The sequence below is a fragment of the Halorhabdus sp. CUG00001 genome (assembly GCF_009797925.1).
Classification (GTDB): domain Archaea; phylum Halobacteriota; class Halobacteria; order Halobacteriales; family Haloarculaceae; genus Halorhabdus.
In genome coordinates, this window is the sequence record NZ_VOLB01000001.1 from 687,003 (window position 1) to 710,694 (window position 23,692).

A 23,692-nucleotide genomic window follows, 5' to 3' on the forward strand; every position below is an offset into this window, starting at 1 on the left:
GCCTCCTCGCCGGCAGGCAAACTTACAAGCCAGTTCCGGACGATCGAACGGATATGGCCGCGTCCAACGCGTCTGAGAAAGGCATCGGGTTGACGGTTCTGTTCGTCGTTTTCGCATTGGCGGGCGCACTGACGATGGGACTCGGTGCCGAAGATCATCTCCTCGCCGGCCTGGGCTTTGCCGTAGCCGTCGGGGCCGGCTCGCTGGCGGTCGCCGCTGGGCACGTCTACGCCTGAACGGACGAGCTTTTATCGCTGGACGGCCTATTCCCTCCTATGGCGGAGTTTAGTGACGAAGAACGCGCTATCCTCGAGTACCTCCGGGACCGTGTCGGCGGTGGTGAAGGGTACTTCCGGGCGAAAGGAATCGCCGAGAGTATCGGCCTCTCGGCTAAACAGGTCGGCGTCCGGCTCCCGACACTCGCCGAAAAGGCCGACGAGGTCGATATCGAGAAGTGGGGGCGTACCCGTTCGACAACCTGGCGCGTCACTCGCAGCTAGCGGCGGGTTTTTGCCGTCCGCGCCCGGACTAGGCCTATGGCGATTCGCCTGGAGCGGGTGCTCGATGTGCCAGCCAAGCCGGCGGACGTGTGGACATTCATCGCCGATCCGAAATACCGCGCACGTCACGTGAGTGTCGTCGATGACTTCGAAGTCGATGGTGATGGGAGTGCTACGTGGCATCTCTCGTTGCCGATCCCGGTGATCGATCAGACCATCGCTATCGAGACTGAAGATGTCGAACGACGACCTCCGGAGTTTGTCAAGTTCATCGGCCGCTCACGAGCGATGCGCGTGGTGGGCGAACACGAACTCGAAGCGACCGAGACCGGGACCCGACTCACCAACCACTTCACGGTCGAAGGCCGGATCCCCGGCATCGAACGGTTCTTCCGGGACAACCTCGAGGCGGAGTTCGACAATCTCGAAGCCGGGCTCCGTGCGTATCTCGACGGCGAGTCATAATCCGGCCACCCATTCGACTCGGCAGCGAGCCGGGAGTCGTCGAGAGTCACAATCTACGCGATATCGGTCGGGTCAGCGCGCCTTTCCCACGTTTGCAGACTGCGGGCCGTGGTACACACCTGAGTCAAGACTGTCCGTCATACGGGGATTTATATTCGACAGTGACAAATGTCTCACTGCCGGTACGACGCTTTTCTCGTCATCCCGGCACAAAGATCCGACCACGCAACCGGCCTGAAGCTCCCGTCCGGACGACTGATCCCACGTCCTGGACATCCAGTCCCGTCCTCTCTTCGTCGCCGCACTGGCCGACGTACCCCAACGTCGTCTTTCCGCGCCGCTATGTGACGTCTCACAGCTGTCTGTGCCGTAGTCACCGGCCAGACGGATCGACGCGATCACACGCTGTCTGAAGGTGGGCTTGGGTAATCGTCACGTCGTCAGCCAAGTCGTTGCCAGCGTCTGGGTCGTGGTCGCCGGCTATTTCCCGGATCGCTGTGAGTGAGGCCTCGCGGAGAACGGCTGCCAGATCGGCACCCGAGTACCCGTCTGTCCCGGTGGCGATCTCCTCGAGGTCGACCGATTCGCCGAGTGGCTTCCCCTCGGCGTGGACGGTGAGAATTGCGTGCCTGGCCTCGGTATCCGGTGGTGGTACTTCGACGTGAGACTCCAGTCGCCCGGGACGCAACAGTGCGGAATCGAGCGCGTCGCGCCGATTCGTTGCCGCGAGGACGACGAGATTCGGGTCTTCGGCGGCGGTGTCAAGTTCCGTCAGCAACTGAGAGACGACACGCTCGGTCACCTCGTGGCCGCCACCACGTTGGGACGCGATCGCGTCGATTTCGTCGAGGAAGACGATCGCGGGTGCGGTCTGGCGCGCTCGCTCGAAGACTTCACGGACGGCTTGCTCACTCTCGCCGACGTATCGATCCAGTAGTTCGGGGCCAGCAACCCGAATAAAGTTGACACCAGTTTCGCCGGCGAGTGCCCGCGAAAGTAGCGTCTTGCCCGTCCCTGGCGGCCCATACAGGAGGATCCCCGACGGCGGGTCGGTGTTGGTCGCCTCGAACAGCGGGCCGTACTTTAGGGGCCACTCGGCGGCCTCTTCGAGCGTCGCCTTCGCGTCTTCGAGGCCGCCCACGTCACTGAAGTCGACTGTCGGTGACTCGGCGACGTATTCGCGCATCGCAGAGGGGTCGACGCTGGCCAGCGCACGGTCGAAGTCCGCGCGCCTGACTTCGGGCTCGTCTCGTTGTCGCCGGAGCGCAGCCATCGCGGCCTCAGTTGCGACCGCCGCGACGTCGGCTCCGACGAACCCGTGCATCGTCCCTGCAAGTGTGTCCAGATCTACGTCTTCACCCAGGGGCATGCCGCGGGTGTGAACCTCCAGAATCTCGCGGCGACCGGGTTGGTCTGGGACGCCGATCTCGATTTCCCGGTCGAAGCGCCCGCCACGCCGGAGGGCTGGATCGACGGTATCGACGCGATTTGTCGCACCGACGACTGCGACCCGGCCGCGCTCTTCGAGGCCGTCAAGTAACGTGAGCAACTGTGCGACGACACGATTCTCCATATCGCTGTCTTCGTCGCGCGTGCCGGCGATCGAGTCGATTTCGTCGACAAACAGGATCGAAGGGGCGTTGGCCTCGGCCCGCTCGAAGGCTTCTCTCAGTTGCTGTTCGCTCTCGCCTTTGTACTTCGAGACGATTTCCGGCCCGGAGATGGATTCGAAGTACGCATCGACCTCGTTGGCGACTGCTTTCGCGATCAGCGTTTTGCCGGTCCCGGGCGGCCCATACAGGAGGACGCCCTTCGGCGGCGTGATGCCGAGACGATCGAAGACGTCCGGGTCGGACAGCGGCAGTTCGATCATCTCTCTGATCCGGTCGAGTTCGTCGTCGAGGCCACCGATGTCCTCGTAGGTGACGCCCTGGGATCCAGTCGACTCTGCCGCCGTCGATTGCTCGTCGTTACTTGATTCGGTTGGATCGGATTCGACCGGTTGGCCGATGCGGACGGTGGTGTCGGCTTCGATTCTGACCGTTCCGGCCGGATCGACGTCGGCCACACTGAAAGAGCCGAGTTCGGGCACGGTGACCCGATCACCGTCACTAACCGGCTTGTTTCTGAGTCGCTCACCGATCGATCCGCCAGCGTTCCCCTCGACGCTCGCATCGATCGGCCGAAGCTTCACCCGGTTTGCCGCGTCGAGATCGGCTGCCCGGAGTGTGACCGTCGAGCCGATCGTGACTTTGGCGTTCTGTCTGGTGTCGGCGTCGATCCGCACGTATTCGCCGTCACTATCCGCCGGCCAGACTTTCGCGACCGTCGTCCGTTCGCCCTCGATGAGGACTGAATCCCCGCTCAACACACTCAGTCGATCCCGAACGGACTCGGGGAGTCGGGCGATTCCACGGCCGGCATCGCGCTTGTGTGCCCCCTCGACACTGACGTCGATGCCCTGCTCAACAGCGACCATAGCGCCAGTAGCACCGTCCTGCCCTTGAGAATTCTCCCCGTCCCGGCTGCTCAGCACCGTCTTGTGGCACGGTAGGCCATGGCACGAAAACGCATTTATTCGCGGCCCTCGGACGATCATACATGGTCCAGACAACCCAACGCGATGATATGACGTGGTATCAATGCGAGCAGTGTGGGATGTTGTTCGACGAGCAGGCAGACGCTCGCCAGCACGAGGACACGTGCGACGCCGAGGAGCCGTCGTATATCCAGTAACTTACTCGCCAGGGGTGACTTCGAAGGCACGTTCGCCCATTTCGTCCTCCTCGAAGACGAACACGCGCCCATCGACGGTCTCGAAGTCTACATCGACGTGGACGCGATGGGCCTCACTCGTCGCTTTGACGCCTGGGAAGACCGTCGTCGTTTCGCCCGGATCGAGCAGGACGCGACCGACACCGCTCGATTCGAGGATGTCTTCGTGCGTGACGCGATCGTTGACGTAGACGAGGACGCCCTGACTTTCGGACTCGTCGGTCACGAGGACGTGGGCCTGCTTGCCTGGAGCAGTCGTGACTGACGCCTCTTTGCGAGTGGGAACGCCGTGATAGAACGCCTCCCGGCCGTCGAGATACTCGACGACGACCCCCTCCTCGGTCAGTTCGACGCCGATGGTATCCGGTGGGACGTCCTCGCGAATGCTCATACCGCGTTGTTCGGCCGAACAGGGGAAAAACACCGCGCTTGCACGGCGGCGTAACCACCACATCTATATGCGCCCTCGGCCACCCTCGCGCCATGAACGGAACGGCTGTAGCCCCCGCCGCAGGGACCGTCTTGAACGCCCTCGCGACGGGGACTGGCTCGGCGTTCGCCATCGACACCGAGCTTCGCGCGGAGGTACAGCTCACCGCTGAGGACGGCATCACGGGGACAATTGCCGACGATCCCGACGCCGAGACGGCCCTCATCGAGCGGTGTGTCGAACTCGTCACCGAGCGCTTTGGCGACGGCGAGGGCGGGACCGTCCGCACCGAGAGTGACATTCCACTCGCCTCCGGGCTGAAGAGTTCGAGCGCTGCCGCGAACGCGACCGTGCTGGCGACGCTTTCCGCACTCAATGTGGCCGAAGAGGTGTCGAAGGCTGACGCCGCACGTATCGGCGTCCAGGCAGCCAGAGACGTCGGTGTGACGGTTACCGGCGCGTTCGACGACGCCAGCGCCAGCATGCTCGGCGGCGTCACGGTGACGGACAATACGGCGGACGAACTGTTGGCCCACGAGGCCGTCGAGTGGGACGTCCTCGTCTGGACGCCGCCCGAACGGGCCTACAGCGCCGCGGCCGACGTCGAGCGCTGCCAGCAGATCGCCCCGATGGCCGAACTGGTGGCCGAGATGGCTATGGAGGGCGAGTACGGTCGCGCGATGACCGTCAACGGGCTGGCCTTTGCCGCCGCGCTCGGCTTCTCGCCGGATCCACTTCTCGAGGCGATGGCCCACGTCGAGGGTGTTTCTCTCTCCGGGACTGGACCGAGCGTCACGGCAATCGGGAACCGGGAGGATTTAGAGCGCGTGCGTGAAAGCTGGGCCCAACGAGAGGGTCGCACATGGTTCACAACGACACAAAACACGGGGGCGACGACATGACTCGCGAGAACGTGACCGAACAGACGCCCGAGGAAATGGATCTCGACGAGCTCCGGGAGGAAATCCGCTCGATCGACGAGCAACTCGTGGAACTGATCGCCCGACGAACCTACGTCGCCGACACGATCGCGGCCGTCAAAGACGAGCAAGGACTGCCAACGACCGACCAACAGCAGGAACAGCGCGTGATGGATCGGGCCGGCGAGAACGCCGAGCAGTTCGACGTCGACGCCAACCTCGTGAAGGCAATCTTCCGACTCCTGATCGAGTTGAACAAGGTCGAACAGCGAGAACAACGCTAATTCGGATCGTCGCCGTCAGTACGTCCACAATCGCCGAATTCGTGACTCGATGGCCGGCTGCGCGTCCCGGAGTGTCTCGGGGTCGGTCTCGCCGTCGACGTTGATAACCTGTAGCTCCCCACGGCGATCGGTGTAGACATCTTGGAAGTCGTAGACGACACCGATCAGGTCCGTTTCAGCGGGCACGTGCTCGCTCGATTCGAGATACTCGATTTGCCGGTCGACGTTGTACTCGACGAGACGGTTGATCGCTTCTTCGCGATCGATATCGTCGGGCAACGCGTCGACGCCAGCTTCGAGGTGGTCGGCTAAGAGATCGACGCAGTGGTCGATCCCCGGCGGTTCGGAGAGGCCGTCCGTGAGGTGGTCGTACGTCGCGGTGACCGCGCCACAGCCGGTGTGCCCGACGACCACCGCGACGTCGGTGCCCGTGTGTGCCAGCGGATAGAGGACGTCCCCGGAGACGACTGTTTCACCGGCAGTTCGCTGGACGACGCGGTTCCCGATGTTCCCACACGTAAAGAGGTGACCAGGGTCGTCGTTGGAAAAGAGGTGATCTTGCAGCACCCGCGAGTCCGAACAGCACACCGTGACGGCTTCGGGGGCCTGTCCGTCCTGAAGCTCCTCAAACGACGCATCGATCGTCGCTACGTGCTGTTCGTTCCCATCGAGTAACGCCTGGACGACATCGTGCATGGCTGTGGTCAGCGCCCTCGTCGGTTTAGCTTTTGACGTTCGGGCGGATTTCGCCACCACGACGACGGATGGGTCCCCTCTTGACGAAGGCACCCGCGACTTTCTTGGTCGGTCGCGCCGAACGACAGCGCGTGAAGCACGGGCCATCTCGAGGTCCCGACTCGGAGACCTCGCGACACGACCGGCTGGAGCGCCACACAGTGTCCGGACCGCGTAACTCGCTTCGCTACTGGATCCGCACGCGAAACCCGATCTGGATGCTGGTCGTGCCGGCGATCATCTGGGCGCTCGGACTCGTCCCGAGTGTGCGCCTGAAAAACGTCGTTTTGCGCGCCCTCGGTGCTGACGTGGGCGAGGGTGTCGCGCTGGCGTTCGGGGCCACGCCAGACATGCTCTGGCCGGACCGGCTCGTCATCGAGGACGACGCCATCGTCGGCTACGACGCGACGCTGCTCTGTCACGAATATCTACAAGACGAGTACCGCACGGGTGAAGTCGTAGTCGGCGAGCGCGCGATGGTCGGCGCGGGGGCGGTCGTTTTACCTGGTGTCCGCATCGGGGCCGATGCGCAAGTTTCGGCGAACTCGCTGGTGACCGAAGACGTCCCACCCGGTGCGACAGTAGCCGGGGTACCTGCTGAAGTCGTCTCGGCGCCAGAGTGAGTGTCTCCTCAGCGGAAGCGAGTGATCCCGGACCGTACGACGCGCTGGTTCGGAATGATGAACTCCGCTTCGTCGCTCTCGACGTGCGTCACGAACACGTCGATCTCCTGGACGACGCCGCGTCGATCGTCGATCTCGACCTCGTCGCCGATACTGTACGGTTCAGTCAACAACAGGTAGGTCCCGGCCGCCGCCGCCGTCAGCAAGTCTTTGAACGCAAGCGCACTCAGGAACAACAGACCGAACGCGTAGGCGGCCAGCAACACGACGAGCGCGGTCGTCGCGACGCCTAGTTGACCCAGGGCGATCAACGCAGCCACGTAAAAGATACTGTACTTGGCGAGCTTGGGCAACAGCGTTACTTCTGGCAGTTTGACACTCTTGAGGCGCTCACTGATCGCCAGGGAGACCTTATCGCCGATCACTAACCCGACGATGACCACAACGGCGGCGATGAACAACTGGGGCAGATACTGGGGGAAGCGCTGCCAGAACAGATCCGCGTCGAGGATTTCTGCAACCTGTAACGCGACGAATACCGCAAGCACGTAGACGAACAGCGCCGCCATCTGTGACAGCACACCCACTGTCGAGAGACCGAAGTTCTGGATGGTCCGTTCGAAAGCTGTCCCTTCGACTGCCTCCGGAACGTTGAGGTGAGTGAGCACGTTCCGCGTCGTTCGCCACACCAGATAGCCGGCGACCGCCCCGATGAACAGCACACCGATCGCCACGGTCACGGCTGTCTCTTCGGAGAACAGCGTCCGGACAATATCTGCCAGCTCGACCATCAATACTCCTCCGGATCGAGTTCGAAGATCAGTTCACCGCCCTTGAATGCCCTGACGAGCCCGTCGCTCTCGCTGAGAACGATCGCGATGGCGTTGGTATCCCGCGTGATCGCCCCGGCTGCCATGTGCCGGGCTCCCAGGCCCTTTGGAATGTCGACGCCCTCCGCGGAGGGTTCGAGATACCGGTAGGCCGAGACGATTTTCCCCCCGTCGGAGATAACGAACGCCCCGTCAAGCCGCGAGAATTCCTTGAGCATCACGTTGACGATCGGATCGCCCACGTGGACGTGGCTCTTCTCGAAGGGGTTGTAGCTGAGTGGGCGGGACTTGTTCATGACCTTCCCCGCGTCGCCGACGACGAACAGTGCCCCGACCGGCTTGCCCTTCTGACCTTTCTTGCCCAACTCGACGGCCACATCGACGACGTTCCGGATAACTCCCGGTTCGGCCCTGGAGTTGACGAACAGATCGTAGACCCCCGTCTCGGTGAACTCCCCGGCCCGGACGCGCACCGCCGTATCCAGGCTGTCGCCGTACGTCGTCGCCAGACAGAGTACCTGATCGTTTTCGCCGAGGTACTCCTGGGCGAGTGCGCCTTCGATCCCAAAGCGCACTCGATCGCTCAATTCCGAAAACTCGACCGGCAACTCCACGAACCGGTCGGCCTCCCGCTCGTTTTCCGCGCCGATTACGATGACCTCGTAATCCGCGGTGAGCCCCTCGTACAACTCGGCATCCGGACTGAAAAGCACAACTCCATCCAGGTCGGCCGCCAGAGAATCCAGCACGTCTTCGATATGGCTCATTGTCCTATCAGATCATCGGACAGGAAAAAAGCTTTGCGGCCCACCTTTTTACTGCGTCGGGTGCGCTCGCTCGCCCCACACGGCTCGCTCGCTAACCCTCCTCGCAAAAAGCTGGACCAAAAACACCCGCTCGCTCGGGCGCGCCCTGCCGGGTCGCGCCCTCGTTCGCGGTGAACCGCGTCGCGCCTTCGGCGCTCCGCGGATGCTACTCTCCCACTGCTTCCTCGACAATCTCGATTTCCTCGTCAGTCAGCCCATACAACTCGTACACAATTTCGTCGATCAGATCGTCGGTGCGCTCGATCTTCGCTTCCAGTTCCGCGGCGCGTTCCTTGGTCTCGACGTAGCTTTCCAGCCCCGCTTGCACGTCCTCGACGGCGGGCAGCGTCAGCTTTCGCAGGCGATCCACAAGCGAGTTCGTCTTCGTGGCGGTCTCGCGGAAGTCCGCGAACCCACCCGCTTCGTCGACGACGACGGGCACGAAGTGCTCGATCAGGTCTGCCTCCGCCTCGGTGAGGTCCGAGATGCGCAATGGCGAGTGTCAATTGACCGTGTTTGAGAGGTTCTTGTCTTGAGCGTCGAGCAATCGGGTGACGATTTTCGGAAGTTGGGACTCAAGTTCCGACGCCTGGAGTATCTTGATGAGGCGTTGTTTCTCGATCGGAGCGGTCGGTTCGGAATCGATATCCCTGGTTACCAGTACGCCGTTCCACCCGTCTCCAAACATCTGTGTTTCATCGTGTACTAATTCGCCATCGTCCCGAAGAAACGCGAGATATTCGAGTGTCTCCTTGATGCCTTGCTCGACGGTCTCCTGGCGGTTAGAGTACTTGACTTCGGTTATGAGATATTCGACTGTGTCTCCCGACTCGATTTCAAGCACGATGACGTCCGGTCGCCCCGTGTGATGACGTGATTCACTATCGAGAAAGTACTCGTCACTTACTCGTTCTGTCTCGTACTGGATCCGCTCAGTACGGGACAGCGAGATTGGCTCTTTCTCCCGGATATCGGAGACGAACTCGAGATCCTGTGCGCGGGCAGCACTGTCGTGATAGACGGCAATCGCCTGATTGTCTGCTTCGAGGCGAGCAACCTGTTGTGAGCCAGTCTCGATTGTCTGCAACTCGAAACGATCGTCAGTTAATCCCTCGATGACGCTGATATAGCGAAACAGAACGAACAGTTCGAACAATGTCTCGTCGTCGTCCGGCGCGATGGCTGTCGAATCGAGTAATTCCGTGATCGCAGTAGCTTCTCCAGCCAGGGTTTGTCGATAACGTGAGAGTAACCTCGCGGCTTCTCTATACACTTCTTGTCGCGATTCTTGTGCTCGCTGCAGCATCCGATCGGTCGGTTCGTAGGCTTCCGGGCGTCGAATACGAGTGAGGTGGACGTTTCGCTGCACGGCCTCTCGTAGGGTCTCAACCAGGTCGGCTTCTCCCTTCCATCGTTCATTGATCCATGCGTAATCCCTTTCGAGATACTGTTCACATTCCTCAAGCGTTTCGTGAATGATCGCCAATAGCCGCTTCAGGACGAGATTTTCGTCGATATCGTAGTTTTCAGTTCGATTCTCGCAGACGAAGATCGACGTATCGCCGGGATTTCGGCTGTGGCGTTCGCGGTACGTTGCTGACCAGTTTATCTTGCCATCGATTGACCCCTGATTGACCCTCGCGACGTTTTCTGTCTGGGTTTTCACACGACGAAGACGTGCTGGTAGCTCTGCGACGAAATCCACGACATCCGGTCGGAGAATGAAGTGGAGACGAACCAGCATCTCGTAGTCGTGAAACCGCTCCTCGAGTTCGGACGGTGCGATTTCTTGGGCGATGTGTTGCTCGGGAAACGTCCCGTGCATCACGTACGCCAGGATGTCCTGACTCAACTGATCGAGGAGTTCGTCCCTATTCATCGAAACGAATCTGGAGGAGATCGCCCCCGACCGAACGCAATCTGTCTTCGTGCAATTGGTCGAGAGTCGCCAGGCCGTCGACGATCTGTTCTCGGCGACGAACGCCTTCGAGTTGCGGGAAGACGTAACTCATGACCGCTTCCGTCAGTACGTCCTTCCGGTCTTGTTTCGAGTTGGATGCGTGGGCGAGGATGTCCCGGACCAACGCTGGACCGATCCGTCGTTCGTCGACCCCTGCGTTGAGGACGTGCCAGATCTCGCCGACATCCTGTAGAAGTCGCTCCTCAGCGTCGATATCCCAAACGTTCGCGTATTCTTCGACAAGCCGCCCTTGTTCTATCCTATCGTCGGGAACCGCCGGAGCATCGATGTAAATGAACGCAAATCGGCGCATGAATGCGTAGGACATCTCATACAGCGAGGCCTTGTCGTAGCTGTTCATCGTCGCGAAGATTCGCCACGAAGACGGTACGACATACTCGTGTGGCTCGAGGGATCCGTCCGTTTCATTCGCCGGTTGGATAGTAATCTCCTCGTTGTCTCGAGTGAACGGGAGCTCGATACCCTGCCCGGACAGGAGCGTGAACAACTGACCAAATGATTTGTCGATATCCGACCGATTGATCTCGTCGATGATCAGCAGGTCGTTGCGCTGTTGGTTGCGTTCCTTGAGACAGCGAAGTACCTGTCCTGCCTGAAATTCAAGGTCATCGCCGCCCTCTTCACCCGGCATGTACCCACCGACTGTCTCGAATGTGGACCAGTCTGCAGTCGCCGTCGTCATCTCGAAACCGGTGAAAACGTCGTCGTGGGACGAAACAATGTGATCACTCACTCGTCGTGCGATCTCAGTTTTTCCAGTTCCTGGCGGTCCAGTGAAAATGATATGTTTGCCTGCGTTGAATGCATCGTTTATCTTCTCTACGAGGGCTTCCTTCCCCGTGCCGTGGTTCTCTGGGAAGTGGAGTCCATCAAGCGCCTCTACAGGGACTGTTACCTCCGGCTCACTGGTGACATCTACTGTTGTCGGTTCGGAGTCGCCGTATACAAATGATTCTACGGAACCGAACCGCCCTCTGATTCCACCGACCCCCATGTCGTTGAGCGGGGCGAATCCCATGGGATAGTCAATATCGTATCCTGCGAGATCGTGTATCAGCGAGGAATCGACTCCGAGTTCGACAGGCTCGCGAAGATAGATGATACAGAGCCATGGGCTCCCGTCCTCAAAGTTCGGCCAGATGTTTCTCCCGAGTGGTTCGTTCTGCTCCGTTCCGATGACTTCGGCCGCGTATTCGTACGTCCCATCGCGGTAGAAGATGAGAAAGTCACCCGGGGTGATGTTCGACCACGTTCCTTCGACTGATTCTTTCGTCCCCCAGACGCGAACTGGATCAGTATCTGGAACGTCTTCTGCGTAGCCCGCTATCCTCGTCCGGTCAACACCGTCGAGAACCGTGTTGCGGAAGTTCTCCTGTGCAGCAGAATTTCCAATCGGGGCGCGGAAAATAGCTGGCCCGTCGTAAGTCATGTTGTCGGGCTATCTCGGCGCGATATAAAATAAGTGCGGGTCCCGTCCTTTATCTTTGAGAACGGAACCACGTGCACTCGATGCGGTTCCGCAAACATGACGAAGCACTTTGTCGGCACTGTCGAAGGGAGTCTGTCTGGTATGGACTGAAAGAAGAAGCAACCGGCTGGAAGGTTCTCTGTTTTTGCGAACGAGACGAACAGTGTGGACACGAGTGGAAAGCTGGATGGATTCCCGCGAGTCAAGTTGCCTCAAGAGACGAGGCGTATCGGCGAGGGGAAAGACTCTGTGGATGACTAACACTGAACTGTAGCAGTCGACTCACGACTCGCTTCGATCGCTTCTGATTATAATTGAGACACTTTCGACAGTCGTGTCTCGCGCGGGACCGGATTTGAGCCGGACCGAGACATACTCGCTCGCGGTTTCACCGCTCGCAATCCGAGATGCTCCCACAGGTCGGGTCTCGCACTCGCTGTGCCTTCCTCGCAGGGTTCAAATCCCAATCTCGATTGCAGTCGATCGCGAACAAATTCGCGATCGACTCACGGTTCGCTCCGCTCACCGTTCGTCGTTTTCGAGGCGCTCACTCCGTTCGCGCCTCGCTATGCGCGGGACCGGATTTGAACCGAAGGAAGACATTCCGGCTCGCCTCGCTTTGCTCGGCTTCGCGGGCTGTGACTTCCAGGGTTCAAATCCTCATTCGGCATTTGCGGCTCACGTATTGTTCGCCGCAAAATGCGCGGGACCGGATTTGAACCGGCGGACCCCTACGGGACAGCGTCCTAAGCGCTGCGCCGTTTCCTGGCTTGGCTACCCGCGCTCAGCGTACAATTCCCGCCCCGGAAAATGAACCTGACGCTTTGCCCCACAGGGATTTAAGCCGGCGACCACCCTACGCCCGTCCATGTACCGCGCTCGCGATCAGGTCGAAAACGAGGAGTGGATCGACGCCATCGAGGACGCGGCCGAGACACTCGACCTGACCGAGACCGCCACGTCGCGAGCGACCGACGTCTTTCTCACTAACGTCCCGGACGAAGACCGCTCGAAACAGGCGATCCTCGCGGCCAGTATCTACGTCGGCGCACTGGTCGCCGGCGATCAACGATCCCAGGGCCAGGTCGCCGAGGCGACCGACGTCTCACGACTCACTGTCCAGCAACACTGGAAAGAACTGCTCGAAACGGCGGGCTTTGACGCCCCCGACTGGTAGTTACTCTTCGACAGCGGGCTCGCGGCCGTCCCGATCGGGCGTCAGATTCCCGTGTTCGTCGATCTCGCCGCGGACGATCCGCGTCGACGAGATCGGCTTGCCGTCTTCGGCCGTGACGTGATCGACGACATCGATTTCTAAGACTTCGCGGCCGTTCTCCTGGCGGATCTCGTTGATGCGCTTGCCACCGGTCTCGGTCTCGGGCGAGACGACGAGCACGTCGAATTGGGCCTCGGTCGCGATGCCGGTCGGGGCCTCCAGTTTCCGGATCTCGCAGTCTCGGTCGTAGTCCTCGGCAAAAGCCGACAACTCCGCCCGGAGGTCGGCAAGTCGGTCGGTGTAGTCCCGGATCGGCCGTCCTTCCTGACGGGTGTCGGGGGCGAGCTTGTCGCTCGTCAGTCCGACAGTGACGTCGCCGCGTTCGAATGCGCGTTCGAAGAGTGCGCGATGGCCGTCGTGGATCGGATCGAACGTGCCCCCCAGCGCGATCTGCATGTCTCAGTCCACGGCGGCGGGCGATTTAGTGCCTTCGGAACGGCCACTCCCAGTTACGTTTCCGCGTCGGTTTCCCCGGCTTCCTCGACGGTAATCGTGATCGGCTCCTCGGTGTCTGTCTCTTCAGCGTGCAGGTGTGAATCGAGGTTGACCACCGTATTCAACTGCTCTTGGACGTCGCCGACCACGTCACCGACGAGCTCGCTTGGCGCGATCGCACTGTACTCGTAGGGATTGTTTCCGGCCCCATCGTGTTCGCGCTTTGCGCGAGTGACGACTTCTTCCTCGTGTAACTCCGCCAGCGCCTCCCGAACGGTACTCGGGTACAACCCGGTCCCGTCAGCGATCTCCTCGCTGGTGCTCTCTGCCGTCGATCGCAGATAGATGTAGATCCGCGCTCGGGTCTCCGTATCCAGCAGCCACGACAGCAGATCGATCAGTCGCTCGTCGAACTCTTCGACCGCGCGATCGGCCCCCTCCTGAAGCCGCTCGCGGACGTCCTCGCCCTCGGTCGGCTCGTCCGTTGGTGACTCGTCAGTCATGTCCTTTCTACGGGGACAGAAGCCGTGCCGAGCTAAAAATGCTTGGCTACTGCGGATCGGCCACCACTACCGACTCACAGAGGGCGTCGACTCCCGCTTCGGCACGGAGCCGGCGCTGGCGCTCGGCCCCGCTCTCGGTGTCGACCAGCGCCTCGATCCGCGAGACGTCTAGTCGGTCACGATCCCGCTGGATCACGGTCTCCAGAGCCACAGTGCCCTCCCCATCGCGCGCAATAAACGAGGCCTCGCGGCCGTACCGGATCGCTCGCCACTTGTTCTCATCGAGCAGTTCCCGCCGGATGGTCGTCCCAGTCTCTCCGTCTTCGTACCGGGCGGCCAGGTCTACGACCAGTTCCCGGATATACTCGACCAGCGCCAGGACGCGATCGATCGCCGCCTGGCTGTCGGGTGTCCGTATTTCGACAGTCCCATAGCCCGTGTGCGGGCGAACGTCGAACCACAGCTCTCCGCGATCGTCGACCGAATCCGTCTCGATCATCCGGCGTTCGTACTGCTGAAAGGACTCGAAGGAGTCGAAGGCAGAGGGCATCCCGGTGTTCGGTAGCCCCTCGAAGATCTTTGCGCGGGCAGATTGCAGTCCTGTATCGAAGCCATTCCAGTACGGAGAGTTCGCCGACAGCGCCAGCAAGACGGGGAGATGCCAGCGGATCTCGTTTGCGATCCAGACGGCCTTGTCGGGATCGTCGACGCCGACGTGGACGTGCAGTCCGGCCGTCGTATTGCGGTGCTGGGGATACTGGATGCGATCGAGTTGAGCCTGATACCGCGGCTTTTCGGCGTGTTCCAACTCGCGCCACTTGGCTGCCGGATGCAAGCCTGCGGCGGCGATCCTGTAGCCGTGATTCCGGGCGTGTTCTACTAACGCGCTGCGAACGGCAGCCAGTTCGTCCTGCGCAGTCGCCGGATCGGCGATCACTGGCGTCTGGGTCTCGATGACCGTTTTGAACAGCTCGTGATCCAGCCGCTCTTCGAGAATCTCGGGGGGATCAGTTTCGTAGACGAGCGTGTCGGTCCCGGACACCGGTCGACCGTGATCGTCGACGACGTAGAATTCCTCTTCGATGCCCAGCGTCCCCTGACGGTCGAACACATCTTCCGGAGCCGTCGCCATCGCCTCGTTCGTTGGATTCGGTCGGGCTAAAGGGTTCTGTTCGTCACACTCACCGCGGCCGGGCGACCACCGCGAGGTGGTCGTCGTGGTACGGTTCCAGTCGGGTGCGATCGAGTATCTCGTAGCCCGTCGAGAGGGAATCGAGCACGTCCTCGAAAACGGTCTCTGGTGATTGCGTGACGTCCTCGCTGCGGGCCTTGATCGCCATGTACAACCGGCCATCGTCCCGCAAGAACCGGCGGTTGGCCAGTGCCACCGCGGCCTGTCCGCGAGTCGCGACGTCCTGGACGATCACGTCGACTGGTTCGACGACGTGTGCGTAGGTTTCGGGCGCTCGTGCGTCTTTCAACAGCGGAAACAGCCGCTCACGGTCGCGAGCTACCGCGACCAAATCCCGCATCGGTCGGGCCGCAAATTCGACGGCGTAAGTCGGGCCGGCGAAGTCAGCGACGTGGCTCACTGTCGTCCCACTGGCCGCACCGAGGTACAGCACCGTCTCGCCGCCGTCGAAGTCGGTGTGGATGTCCGTCTGTAACATCGCACCGAGCTTCGATCGGTTCGGATCCCAGCGACGCCACCCCTCGACCACCGGCTCGCCGTAGACCGGCGGCCCCTGCGTTGCCAGTCCCGATTGCCCGTCGAACTCACGCCGTTCGACGCCCGCGGGGAGGCTCATTCGCTCTCACCCCGCGACTGGATCGCCTCGATGCGCTCGTCGAGTTCTGCCGCCAGTTCCGGGCGGCGATCCCCACTGTAGTGATCGATCCGTGCGGCGATCGAGAGCTTTCCCGCGAGCGCCCGGGCAGCCGATCCCCGATGCTCGGGGTCTGTCCCTCGGACGTACTCGTGCGTGTAGATAACTCCGTGCTTCGGCGACGGGGCCGATCCCTGCAAGTGGGCAAAGAGGGCGTCCTCCGCACCTAGGACCTGCACCGTCCCGCTGGGCTTTTTCGCCAGCGTCTCTAGCCCCCCGGCCAAGGATAGCAGCCTGGCTGCAAGGACAGGCCCCGCAAGCGCTGCGAGGTTGGGCGCGACATCCGGCGTCGTCGTCTCGACGTACTGTCGCAACGTGGCTGCCTCCTCGGCGAGCCCCGCGACGCGACTGGCCAGTTCGACGAGTCGCGCTTGGGCTGGATCGTCCGGCTCGCGTTCGGCCAGCTCCCGCGCGTACTCGACTCCCGTGCCGGCGTCGTCGAACCGAGTGCCCGCCCACTCGGCGATGCGTTCTGCTAGTTCGTTTGCGGTCCGTTCACAATCATCGAGCGAGCGGATCGCGTGGACCAACTGTTGATCGTCGGCCTGTTCACGTTCGGTCACTCCGGTCTTTGCCGCTTCGATCGTGGCTGTCCGGAGTCGCTCGTAGTAGGTCGCTTCCGCCGGTGCGAACCCCGATTCGACCGCGGTAGCCGGCCACGCAGCCGGCTCCTCCGCCCGTCCGTCCGCGATGGCTGTCGCGGCCGCCCTCTCATCGTCAGGATCGACCCCCCGAAACCAGCCGTCGTCGCTGTCCATGTAGGGAGGTCGGTACCCACGTCGATAAAAGTCCCCAAAGTGAGACCACCGGTCGGATCAACTCGTCTGGACGCGCAGTGTCCGGGTACGCGGCCCGTCACATTCGACGAACAGGATCGACTGCCAGGTTCCCAACTCGAGTTGTCCGTCCGCGACCGGGACGGTCACGCTCGGGCCGATCAACATCGATCGCACGTGTGCGTCTGCATTGTCGTCGATCCGGTCGTGGTCCCAGCCATCATCCGGGACCAGATCTGCCAGCGCCGTCTCGAAATCAGCCAGCAACCGCTGTTCGCCTTCGTTGATCGTAACACCAGCCGTCGTGTGTGGCACGAAAATGGTGCACGTCCCGGTTGCCTCGGGTGGCACAATATCTTGGACACGACTCGTTACGTCGATGACCGACAGCCGCCCGTCAGTGTTGACAGATAGCGTCTCGGACATAGTTCTACTTCCATCGGGTGTCTGTATAAGCGCTCGGTCGAATGTGGGACTCGAAACGTGACTGATTGTCGGCGTTGGGGTCGTCGCTCCCTGCCCGTCCAAAGGGGGGACTCACGATCAGCGATAGGCGACGCTCCCGGATGAACGTCGCCGGACTTCGCGTAGGTGTCCAGTGTGCCTATCGCACGGACCGGCACCGACCGAGAAGTTCTTTGGACCGTGGTTCGTGGTCCGACCGTGCCAATCGATTCGGTGCCCGATGGGTGGTCCGTCTGGAGCGAGGAGCCGACCACACTGGTCTTCGTCTATCGACCGGATGTCTTCGATTCCGAGGCGTTTCCGGCTCCGTGTCTTCCGACGCTGTACGTCACCCGCGGTCGGCGACAGCGACGCCCGGGCCGGCCTGAACCCGATCCCGACGACCCGTGGCGTGTGACGCTGTTTCTGGAGCCGGAGATCGAGAGCGAGACTCGTGAGTACGACGACCGGGACGCGGCGCTGGACGGCGCACTCGAACTGGCTCGTGCGTTCACGGCCGGCGAGATCGACTATCGGACACTGTACCAGCAGCCACGGGCGGCGTACCTCGACCGACTCGATACGCTGACCGGTCGGGAGACTTAATCGGCGCGGCCGCTTATGCCGGTCTAATGACAGAGATCACCTTACTCGGGACGCGGTTGGCCGATCCCGGCAGCGAGTTCGTCTACCAGGGGGAATCGGCCGCCTGTGAGGGTTGTCCCTATCGTGACCAGTGTCTGAACCTCACGGAGGGCCGGCGCTATCGCGTCACCGAGGTCCGGGACAACGCAAACACGTTGGAGTGTGCGGTTCACGACGTCGGCGTCACAGCCGTCGAAGTCGAACCTGCCCCGATCCAGGCGAACGTCGCTGCCCAGAGTGCCTACGCCGGGAGCAAGGTCGATCTCGAAGGCCCCTGTCCACACGAGGAGTGCCCGAGTCACGCCCTCTGTGAACCGGCTGGCGCTGACTTCGAGACGACCTACCGGATCGATAGTGTCGTCGGCGAACCGCCCCACGACTACTGTATGCTGGAGCGAGACCTCACGCAGGTCGAACTCGCCCCGCCCGAGGAGTGACCACGGCCGTGCGCATCATCGCTCACGGCGGCGCTGGGTCGCCACCCGAGCAGCCACCAGAAAGACAGCAGCGAATCGAGAACGCAATCGATGCAGGCCTCGCCCAGGAGACGCCCCTCGAAGCGGTCTGTGAGACGATCACCGCCCTCGAAGCTGATCCGTGGTTCAACGCCGGGGTTGGCAGCGCCGTCCAGACTGACGGGGCGGTTCGGACCGACGCCGGGCTGATGACCGACGACCGGGAGTGTGGGGCCGTCGCCGGGCTCGAAGGCGTCGCCAATGCGATCGACGTCGCCCGGGCGGTTCTCGAAGAGACGCCCCACGTCATGCTCGCTGGCGAACCGGCGATCGACTTCGCTGGGGCCAACGGCGTCGAAACCGACGTCGATTGCTGGGCAGATCGGACCCGGGAGCGCTGGAACGAAACCACGCCGCCTGGGGATGCTGTGGCCGAGCAACTCGACTGGCTAGCTGAGAACTTCGGGGGCAACGATACAGTCGGTGCGGTCGCGACTGACGGCGACCGGATCGTCACCGGCACGTCGACCGGCGGACGGTGGGCGGCACTTGCCGGGCGGGTCGGCGACGTCCCACAGGTCGGTGCTGGCTTCTATGCCACCAAGGCTGGCGGCGCAAGCGCGACCGGTGCGGGCGAGGACATCGCGAAAGAGGCTCTGGCCCGCCGGGCCGTCAGGTGCCTCGAAGACGGCGATTCACCCGAGCGAGCGGCGACGCGGGCGATCGATCGGTTCGACGATCGAGTCGAGGGGACGGCCGGGGTTATCGTCCTCGATCGAGACGGCAGCGCCGGCAGCGCGTACAACAGCGCGGCGATGCAGACGGCCCGTGGCGAGCGATAAGCCCGCTCTGTGCGGCGTACCGCGGGGCGATCACTCGGCCAGTTCCAAAACGTCGTCGAAGAACGACAGCGAGTCGTGCGGGCCGGGATTGGCTTCCGGGTGGTACTGGCGCGTGATGATTTCTAGCTCGTCGTTCTCTAAGCCCTCTGGCGTGTCGTCGTTGACGTTGATCTGAGTCACATCGAGGTTCTCGCCCGGCTCGGCGACCGTGTAGCCGTGATTCTGGGTCGTCATGACGACCTGATCGGTCCGGAGGTCACGAACGGGCTGGTTGACGCCGCGGTGGCCAAACTCCATCTTCTCGGTTTCCCCGCCCAGAGCGTTGGCGACGACTTGCTGACCGAGACAGATACCTGCCAGGGGAATCTCACCGACGTATTCGTCGACCAGATCGGCGGTGGCCTCGAAGTTCTCCGGATCGCCCGGGCCATTGGAGACAAACAAGAGGTCCGGATCGAGGGCCGCGATCTTGGCCGGTGTCGTGTCGTACGGGAGGACGTGGACGACAGCGTCACGCTCGACCAGTGACTCCTGGATCGAACCCTTCGCGCCACAATCGATGAGTGCGACGTCGGGGCCATCGCCGTCTTCGTTGTAGACGACTGGCTCGCTCACACTGACCTGACTGCCGATATCGGTGTGTTCGCTCATGTGCTTGCACTGCCGGAGTTCGGCCAGTGCGTCCTCTTCGGTGACGTCCTCGCCGGCGGCGATCCCACACTTCATCGCACCTTCGTCACGGATCTCGGTGACGAGTTCGCGCGTGTCGATGTGATCGACGGCCGGCCGGCCTTCCGCTTGCAGCCACTCGGCGACGTCGTCGGTCAGCTCGCGAGCGACGACCCCGCGCGGGTGGACGCGATCGGACTCGAATCGTTCCTCGCGGACGCCGTAGTTCCCGATCAACGGGTACGAGAACGTCAGGATCTGCTCCTCGTAGGAGGGGTCGGTGAGGCTCTCCTCGTAGCCGGTGTATGCTGTCGTAAAGACCAGTTCCCCGCGGGTCGTGCCCGGCGAGCGAGCGCGTGCTTCGACGATGCGCTCACCCTCCAGGGCTACATAGGCGTCCGTCATTACGAGATCCGTACGGAAGGTCGGGTGATAAGCGTTGCTTTCGAAACAGAGTTACGAAATTCGTAATCCTCAAGTGTGGACCTGCGGTAACCACACACCTCGATGGATGATCTGGACCGCGAGATACTGAGTATTCTCCGGCGGGACGCCCGCACTCCCTACACGGAGATCGCCGACCGTGTCGAGACGTCGGAAGGGACTGTCCGTAACCGCGTCGAGCAACTCGTCGAAGCGGGGATTATCGAGCGGTTTACGGTCGCAACCCGGACGGGAAACGTCAAGGCCATGATCGAGATCGGTATCGACGTCAACGTCGACCACAGTGCCCTCGCGGACGCGTTCGCCGAGTGGCCCGAGGTCGATTTCGTTTGGGAGGTCAGCGGCGAGGAAGACGTCGTGTTGATCGTCGATTGTGCCGACACGAGCGAAGTCAACGAACTGATCACACGGGCCCGCGAACGTGACGAAGTTGTCGGGACGAAGACGAGGCTGATTCTCGAAGAACGGGTTGGGTGATGGAGTCGTGTCGGTACTGGCGAGAGGAGTTCGTGGGCTAAGAGCAACTGGGAAGTCGCCCCTTCCCGGGGCGGTATCTTCCGCGAGTCGAAGACTGTTTGAACCCGCTCACCGAGAATTCGAGTATGAGCACGAGCGAGGAGTCGGAGAGTGCGTCCGACCCTGCAGAAGCCGAACTGCGGCACGAAAACGAACGACAAGACGTTATCGCTGTCGATGCTGAGGACACCAAACTGGAACTGGTCAATCGACTGGACGCCCACACCGGCGAGGGGATCCGACACCGGGCGTTTACAGCACTGCTGTTCGACGAAGACGACAACATCTTACTCGCCCAGCGGTCGCCGGACAAGCGCCTCTGGGCAACGCACTGGGACGGCACGGTCGCGTCCCACCCCGTCGAGGGCCAATCCCAGGAAGAAGCCACACGCCAGCGGCTCGAAGAGGAACTTGGCATCACGGCCGATCAGTACGACGACCTGCAGGTCACGGACAAGTTCGAGTACAAACGGTACTTCGAAAACGCTGGCGTCGAACACGAGGTCTGTTCGGTCCTACAGGCGACGCTGACCGACCGGACACTCGATCCCGACCCCGAAGAGGTAGCGGGATTCATGTGGGTTCCCTACGAGCGGTTGCACGAACATCCCGAGTGGTATCGCCAGCTCAGACTCTGTCCCTGGTTCGAGATTGCGATGCGGCGCGACGTCGAGTGAGCGACAGTCCCGTTGACAATCCGGACTTCGGTGGCGCTGTGACTTTCGATTCTGAGGCGAAATCCCGAAAAACACTGCTCCCCTACAGTCGTCCATGTCACGCACGATCACGGTCACTGGGATGAGTTGTGAACACTGTGAACAAAGCGTCGTCGAGGCCCTCGAAGCACTGGACGGCGTCGCGGCCGCGAGTGCCGATCACGACGCCGACGAAGCGACCATCGAGGGTGAGGCCGACCCTGGCACACTGGTCGCTGCCGTCGAAGACGCAGGATACGAGGCCAGTCCCTGAGGGTCGTAGACCCTGGACGGCAAGCGGTTCGTTATGGCTCGCTTTTGGGCAGTTGCACGACCACAGTCGTCCCGACGTCGGCCTCAGCAAAGGACAGGGTGCCTCCGTAGGTCCGGACGATCCAGGCGACCAGCCAGAGCCCGATCCCGCTGCCGTGTTCGAGCGCCGTTTCTCGGCCACGCTCGATGACGGCGCGCTCCTGGCGGTTGATTCCCGGTCCATTGTCGCTGATCCGGACCGTCACGTCGGCTCCTGATGGGGGAGCCGCGGTGACTGTTACTGTCACCTGTGGGTGGTCGCTGTCGTTGTGTTCGACTGCGTTGTGCAGCAACTCCTCGAACGCGACGCCGAGTGACGCCGCACCCTCGACGCAGTGGTCCGGATCGCCGTCGAGAGCGATCGTTGCTGCCGGATACTTGGCCGTGACCGCGCCGATCGCGTCTCGCAAGACTGCTTCGAGGTCGATCGAGGCCGGCTCGTCCTCGAAGGCCCGCGTGAGGGTCCCGACTTTGTTACTCCGCTCGGTTACGGTATCGACCGTCTCGACGATTCGATCGACGCGTGAGTGCTGGGATTCTGTCTCGAGCGACTCGCGGAGTAGTTCTGCCTGCCCGCGAACGACGTTCATCTCGTTGCGGATATTGTGCCTGAGTAACCGATTGAGGACGTCGAGTTGTTGTTCCCGTCTGGTCTGTTCGGTCACGTCACGCACGCTCACGATGGTGCCGGAACGCTCACCGAAGGGGCTGTCGAGTGGCGATAGCCGACAGTCGTAGGTTCGAACGGAGCCATTCCGTTCGATTGTGACGATCTGGTTGTCTGGGATGTCTTCGATGGGGAACACAGACGAAAGCGCCGGGAGGAGATCGACGAGCGATTGGCCTACCACCCTGTCGGTCGTCTCATCGACGAGAGTGGCACCAGCGGGGTTGCAGTCGTTGACGACACCGTTGCTGTCGAGGATGAACACTGCGTCGTCGAGCTGATCGACGATCTCGTCGCGGCCGATCTCGCGCGTCCCAGCTGCGACGCTCAGCAACTGTCGGCGAAGGATTGCGGCCGTGATGACAGTCCCCGAGGCGACGAAGGCAATACTCGTCATGTCGATTCCATCCGGGGAGAGTCCAAAGAGTGCCGCCGTATTGGCGACGAGCGGAATTACGATCGCCACGAGCAATGCGGTACTCTGTGTGCGATAGAGCTCGTTCGCACGGAGGATGACACGGACCAAGAGGAGGGCGCCGAGTGCAATCAGCCCGTAGGAGTAGACGACGTGCCCCCAGTAAGCGAGTCCGCGTGTCGCGACGACCGTCGTGTAGGGTCCGATTGCGGAGGGTTGCAGATTCGACCAGACGAGGCCGTGACTCCCGGTTGTCCAGACGAGCCCGGTAAAGACCAGCGGTTCGACGAGCAACCCGAGTAAGTGCCTCGAGGTAAGGACGCGATCGTAGCCGGTGTATTCGACGGCCGTCAGCAGCCAGGCCAGGGGCACGACAGCGGTAATAGCGAGCCCGAGCTTGGCCCAGAACAGCGTCTCCGAAGCGCCGAAGGTAGCCAGACTCAGGCCGTCAGTCGTCGCCCACATCGCGGCCCCCAGCAACAGCAGTGCCAGCGGACCGGCACCAGGTGTCTCCTGGTGCAAGAGCGTGTACAGCGAGAGTGCAGTGCCAAAGACCGCGGCGAAAAACACCACAGCGAGATACAGGCGCCACATTGGCAATCACTTTCGGCGACTGGGTGAAAAAGGGTCGGCCAGGCTACGGGCCTCCTGAGCGAAGGGCTGTCCAGACTGCGAGTGCGCCCAGGCCGAGTGCGGGGACGAGTGGCACGACGAGATACGCGTCTCGGAAGGAGAGCCCGATCCCGCCCACAACGCCCCGGACACTTGGCAAGAGTATCAACGCCCACGGAATGGCGATCAGCGCAACGAACAACCCCCCGAGCAACACCCAGTGTGCCGGATCGGCTCTCTCGCTGTCGTCGTCTACAGCACTCGCCATACATCGCGGATCGGG

General features: G+C 62.0%; 30 protein-coding genes, 1 tRNA gene and 1 pseudogene. 14 read left to right on the forward strand and 18 right to left on the reverse strand.

Annotation, left to right across the window (positions count from 1 at the left end; translation table 11 throughout):
- Positions 1-53: 53 nt before the first annotated feature.
- Genes FR699_RS03390 through FR699_RS03400 form a run of 3 tightly spaced genes read left to right on the forward strand, consistent with a single transcriptional unit; the run spans position 54 to position 965 of the window.
- Positions 54-236, forward strand: coding sequence for a hypothetical protein (locus tag FR699_RS03390; RefSeq protein ID WP_158854038.1), 183 nt, complete (start codon positions 54-56; stop codon positions 234-236).
- Positions 237-275: 39 nt separating this feature from the next.
- Entirely contained in the window at positions 276-500 is a 225-nt protein-coding gene (locus FR699_RS03395) for a hypothetical protein (protein ID WP_154551800.1), read from the forward strand.
- 36 nt (positions 501-536) lie between these two features.
- Complete coding sequence (locus FR699_RS03400; protein WP_154551799.1) at positions 537-965, forward strand: SRPBCC family protein; 429 nt, start codon at positions 537-539, stop codon at positions 963-965.
- A gap of 373 nt (positions 966-1,338) precedes the next feature.
- Here the strand turns inward: FR699_RS03400 and FR699_RS03405 are convergent, their stop codons facing one another.
- Positions 1,339-3,444 carry an AAA family ATPase gene (locus tag FR699_RS03405; RefSeq protein WP_158854040.1) on the reverse strand — a complete coding sequence of 702 codons (2,106 nt, stop codon included), beginning with the start codon at positions 3,442-3,444 and terminating at the stop codon, positions 1,339-1,341.
- Positions 3,445-3,566: 122 nt separating this feature from the next.
- On the opposite strand from FR699_RS03405, the gene FR699_RS13390 reads away from it, so the two are divergent.
- Positions 3,567-3,701, forward strand: a complete 135-nt coding sequence (locus FR699_RS13390; RefSeq protein WP_255470249.1) for a hypothetical protein — start codon at positions 3,567-3,569, stop codon at positions 3,699-3,701.
- Between the two features lies 1 nt (position 3,702).
- Here FR699_RS13390 and FR699_RS03410 read toward each other — a convergent pair whose 3' ends face one another.
- The gene (locus FR699_RS03410) at positions 3,703-4,131 is read right to left on the reverse strand and encodes a DUF5796 family protein (protein ID WP_154551797.1); all 429 of its coding nucleotides are present in this window, start codon (positions 4,129-4,131) and stop codon (positions 3,703-3,705) included.
- Between the two features lie 92 nt (positions 4,132-4,223).
- Between FR699_RS03410 and FR699_RS03415 the strand changes: the two genes are divergently transcribed.
- Both FR699_RS03415 and FR699_RS03420 read left to right on the forward strand, forming a co-directional pair.
- A complete protein-coding gene (locus FR699_RS03415; RefSeq protein ID WP_154551796.1) occupies positions 4,224-5,072 on the forward strand; it encodes a shikimate kinase in 849 nt (282 codons plus the stop codon).
- Positions 5,069-5,374, forward strand: coding sequence for a chorismate mutase (locus tag FR699_RS03420; protein ID WP_154553200.1), 306 nt, complete (start codon positions 5,069-5,071; stop codon positions 5,372-5,374). The genes FR699_RS03415 and FR699_RS03420 overlap by 4 nt, the downstream gene beginning before the upstream one ends.
- 15 nt (positions 5,375-5,389) lie before the next feature.
- Here FR699_RS03420 and FR699_RS03425 read toward each other — a convergent pair whose 3' ends face one another.
- The gene (locus FR699_RS03425) at positions 5,390-6,070 is read right to left on the reverse strand and encodes a carbonic anhydrase (RefSeq protein ID WP_154551795.1); all 681 of its coding nucleotides are present in this window, start codon (positions 6,068-6,070) and stop codon (positions 5,390-5,392) included.
- Between the two features lie 200 nt (positions 6,071-6,270).
- Here FR699_RS03425 and FR699_RS03430 point away from each other — a divergent pair, with 200 nt between their 5' ends.
- Positions 6,271-6,732 (forward strand): DapH/DapD/GlmU-related protein, encoded by a 462-nt coding sequence (locus tag FR699_RS03430; protein WP_370454833.1) that lies wholly within the window; start codon positions 6,271-6,273, stop codon positions 6,730-6,732.
- A gap of 8 nt (positions 6,733-6,740) precedes the next feature.
- Here FR699_RS03430 and FR699_RS03435 read toward each other — a convergent pair whose 3' ends face one another.
- The 6 genes and pseudogenes from FR699_RS03435 to FR699_RS03460 all read right to left on the reverse strand — a co-directional run bounded on the left by FR699_RS03435 (position 6,741) and on the right by FR699_RS03460 (position 12,601).
- Entirely contained in the window at positions 6,741-7,523 is a 783-nt protein-coding gene (locus FR699_RS03435; RefSeq protein WP_154551793.1) for a mechanosensitive ion channel domain-containing protein, read from the reverse strand.
- A complete protein-coding gene (gene dacZ / locus FR699_RS03440) occupies positions 7,523-8,329 on the reverse strand; it encodes a diadenylate cyclase DacZ (protein WP_154551792.1) in 807 nt (268 codons plus the stop codon). The genes FR699_RS03435 and dacZ overlap by 1 nt, the downstream gene beginning before the upstream one ends.
- 205 nt (positions 8,330-8,534) lie before the next feature.
- Positions 8,535-8,861, reverse strand: a pseudogene (locus FR699_RS03445) (restriction endonuclease); the annotation flags it as partial.
- Between the two features lie 9 nt (positions 8,862-8,870).
- The gene (locus FR699_RS03450; RefSeq protein WP_158854042.1) at positions 8,871-10,247 is read right to left on the reverse strand and encodes a hypothetical protein; all 1,377 of its coding nucleotides are present in this window, start codon (positions 10,245-10,247) and stop codon (positions 8,871-8,873) included.
- The gene (locus tag FR699_RS03455; protein ID WP_158854044.1) at positions 10,240-11,778 is read right to left on the reverse strand and encodes a MoxR family ATPase; all 1,539 of its coding nucleotides are present in this window, start codon (positions 11,776-11,778) and stop codon (positions 10,240-10,242) included. The genes FR699_RS03450 and FR699_RS03455 overlap by 8 nt, the downstream gene beginning before the upstream one ends.
- Before the next feature lie 739 nt (positions 11,779-12,517).
- A tRNA-Leu gene (locus FR699_RS03460) sits at positions 12,518-12,601 on the reverse strand.
- A gap of 84 nt (positions 12,602-12,685) precedes the next feature.
- On the opposite strand from FR699_RS03460, the gene FR699_RS03465 reads away from it, so the two are divergent.
- The gene (locus FR699_RS03465) at positions 12,686-12,994 is read left to right on the forward strand and encodes a transcription initiation factor IIB family protein (RefSeq protein WP_158854047.1); all 309 of its coding nucleotides are present in this window, start codon (positions 12,686-12,688) and stop codon (positions 12,992-12,994) included.
- On the opposite strand, the gene FR699_RS03470 is transcribed toward FR699_RS03465, so the two are convergent.
- The 6 genes from FR699_RS03470 to FR699_RS03495 are packed head-to-tail and all read right to left on the reverse strand — an operon-like array spanning position 12,995 to position 17,119.
- Positions 12,995-13,489 carry a phosphopantetheine adenylyltransferase gene (locus FR699_RS03470; RefSeq protein WP_158854050.1) on the reverse strand — a complete coding sequence of 165 codons (495 nt, stop codon included), beginning with the start codon at positions 13,487-13,489 and terminating at the stop codon, positions 12,995-12,997.
- 53 nt (positions 13,490-13,542) lie between these two features.
- Positions 13,543-14,031: a helix-turn-helix domain-containing protein gene (locus FR699_RS03475; protein ID WP_154551789.1), complete on the reverse strand. Its 489-nt coding sequence runs from the start codon at positions 14,029-14,031 to the stop codon at positions 13,543-13,545.
- Between the two features lie 46 nt (positions 14,032-14,077).
- Complete coding sequence (locus tag FR699_RS03480; protein ID WP_158854053.1) at positions 14,078-15,163, reverse strand: glutamate--cysteine ligase; 1,086 nt, start codon at positions 15,161-15,163, stop codon at positions 14,078-14,080.
- Between the two features lie 49 nt (positions 15,164-15,212).
- Positions 15,213-15,839, reverse strand: coding sequence for a fibrillarin-like rRNA/tRNA 2'-O-methyltransferase (locus tag FR699_RS03485; protein WP_154551787.1), 627 nt, complete (start codon positions 15,837-15,839; stop codon positions 15,213-15,215).
- The gene (locus tag FR699_RS03490) at positions 15,836-16,675 is read right to left on the reverse strand and encodes an NOP5/NOP56 family protein (RefSeq protein WP_158854057.1); all 840 of its coding nucleotides are present in this window, start codon (positions 16,673-16,675) and stop codon (positions 15,836-15,838) included. Before FR699_RS03490 ends, FR699_RS03485 begins: the two co-directional genes overlap by 4 nt.
- Before the next feature lie 57 nt (positions 16,676-16,732).
- On the reverse strand, positions 16,733-17,119 hold the full coding sequence (locus FR699_RS03495; protein WP_154551785.1) for a secondary thiamine-phosphate synthase enzyme YjbQ: 387 nt from the start codon (positions 17,117-17,119) through the stop codon (positions 16,733-16,735).
- A gap of 237 nt (positions 17,120-17,356) precedes the next feature.
- Here FR699_RS03495 and FR699_RS03500 point away from each other — a divergent pair, with 237 nt between their 5' ends.
- From FR699_RS03500 to FR699_RS03510, 3 genes are read left to right on the forward strand one after another with little or no spacing between them, the layout of a single operon-like run.
- Entirely contained in the window at positions 17,357-17,743 is a 387-nt protein-coding gene (locus tag FR699_RS03500) for a DUF5820 family protein (protein ID WP_158854060.1), read from the forward strand.
- Positions 17,744-17,769: 26 nt separating this feature from the next.
- Positions 17,770-18,219 (forward strand): UPF0179 family protein, encoded by a 450-nt coding sequence (locus tag FR699_RS03505; protein WP_154551783.1) that lies wholly within the window; start codon positions 17,770-17,772, stop codon positions 18,217-18,219.
- Between the two features lie 8 nt (positions 18,220-18,227).
- Positions 18,228-19,079 carry an isoaspartyl peptidase/L-asparaginase gene (locus FR699_RS03510; RefSeq protein ID WP_158854063.1) on the forward strand — a complete coding sequence of 284 codons (852 nt, stop codon included), beginning with the start codon at positions 18,228-18,230 and terminating at the stop codon, positions 19,077-19,079.
- A 30-nt stretch (positions 19,080-19,109) separates the two neighbouring features.
- Here the strand turns inward: FR699_RS03510 and carA are convergent, their stop codons facing one another.
- On the reverse strand, positions 19,110-20,153 hold the full coding sequence (gene carA, locus FR699_RS03515; RefSeq protein WP_158854066.1) for a glutamine-hydrolyzing carbamoyl-phosphate synthase small subunit: 1,044 nt from the start codon (positions 20,151-20,153) through the stop codon (positions 19,110-19,112).
- 102 nt (positions 20,154-20,255) lie between these two features.
- Here carA and FR699_RS03520 point away from each other — a divergent pair, with 102 nt between their 5' ends.
- The 3 genes from FR699_RS03520 (at position 20,256) to FR699_RS03530 (ending at position 21,677) form a co-directional block, all read left to right on the forward strand.
- A complete protein-coding gene (locus tag FR699_RS03520; RefSeq protein WP_154551780.1) occupies positions 20,256-20,669 on the forward strand; it encodes an Lrp/AsnC family transcriptional regulator in 414 nt (137 codons plus the stop codon).
- 125 nt (positions 20,670-20,794) lie between these two features.
- The gene (locus FR699_RS03525; RefSeq protein ID WP_158854068.1) at positions 20,795-21,385 is read left to right on the forward strand and encodes an NUDIX domain-containing protein; all 591 of its coding nucleotides are present in this window, start codon (positions 20,795-20,797) and stop codon (positions 21,383-21,385) included.
- Between the two features lie 94 nt (positions 21,386-21,479).
- Positions 21,480-21,677, forward strand: coding sequence for a heavy-metal-associated domain-containing protein (locus FR699_RS03530; RefSeq protein WP_154551778.1), 198 nt, complete (start codon positions 21,480-21,482; stop codon positions 21,675-21,677).
- Between the two features lie 31 nt (positions 21,678-21,708).
- Here FR699_RS03530 and FR699_RS03535 read toward each other — a convergent pair whose 3' ends face one another.
- Together FR699_RS03535 and FR699_RS03540 are read right to left on the reverse strand one after the other, a co-directional pair.
- Positions 21,709-23,391: a histidine kinase N-terminal 7TM domain-containing protein gene (locus FR699_RS03535; RefSeq protein WP_158854071.1), complete on the reverse strand. Its 1,683-nt coding sequence runs from the start codon at positions 23,389-23,391 to the stop codon at positions 21,709-21,711.
- Positions 23,392-23,434: 43 nt separating this feature from the next.
- Entirely contained in the window at positions 23,435-23,677 is a 243-nt protein-coding gene (locus tag FR699_RS03540) for a hypothetical protein (protein ID WP_158854074.1), read from the reverse strand.
- Between the last annotated feature and the right edge of the window lie 15 nt (positions 23,678-23,692).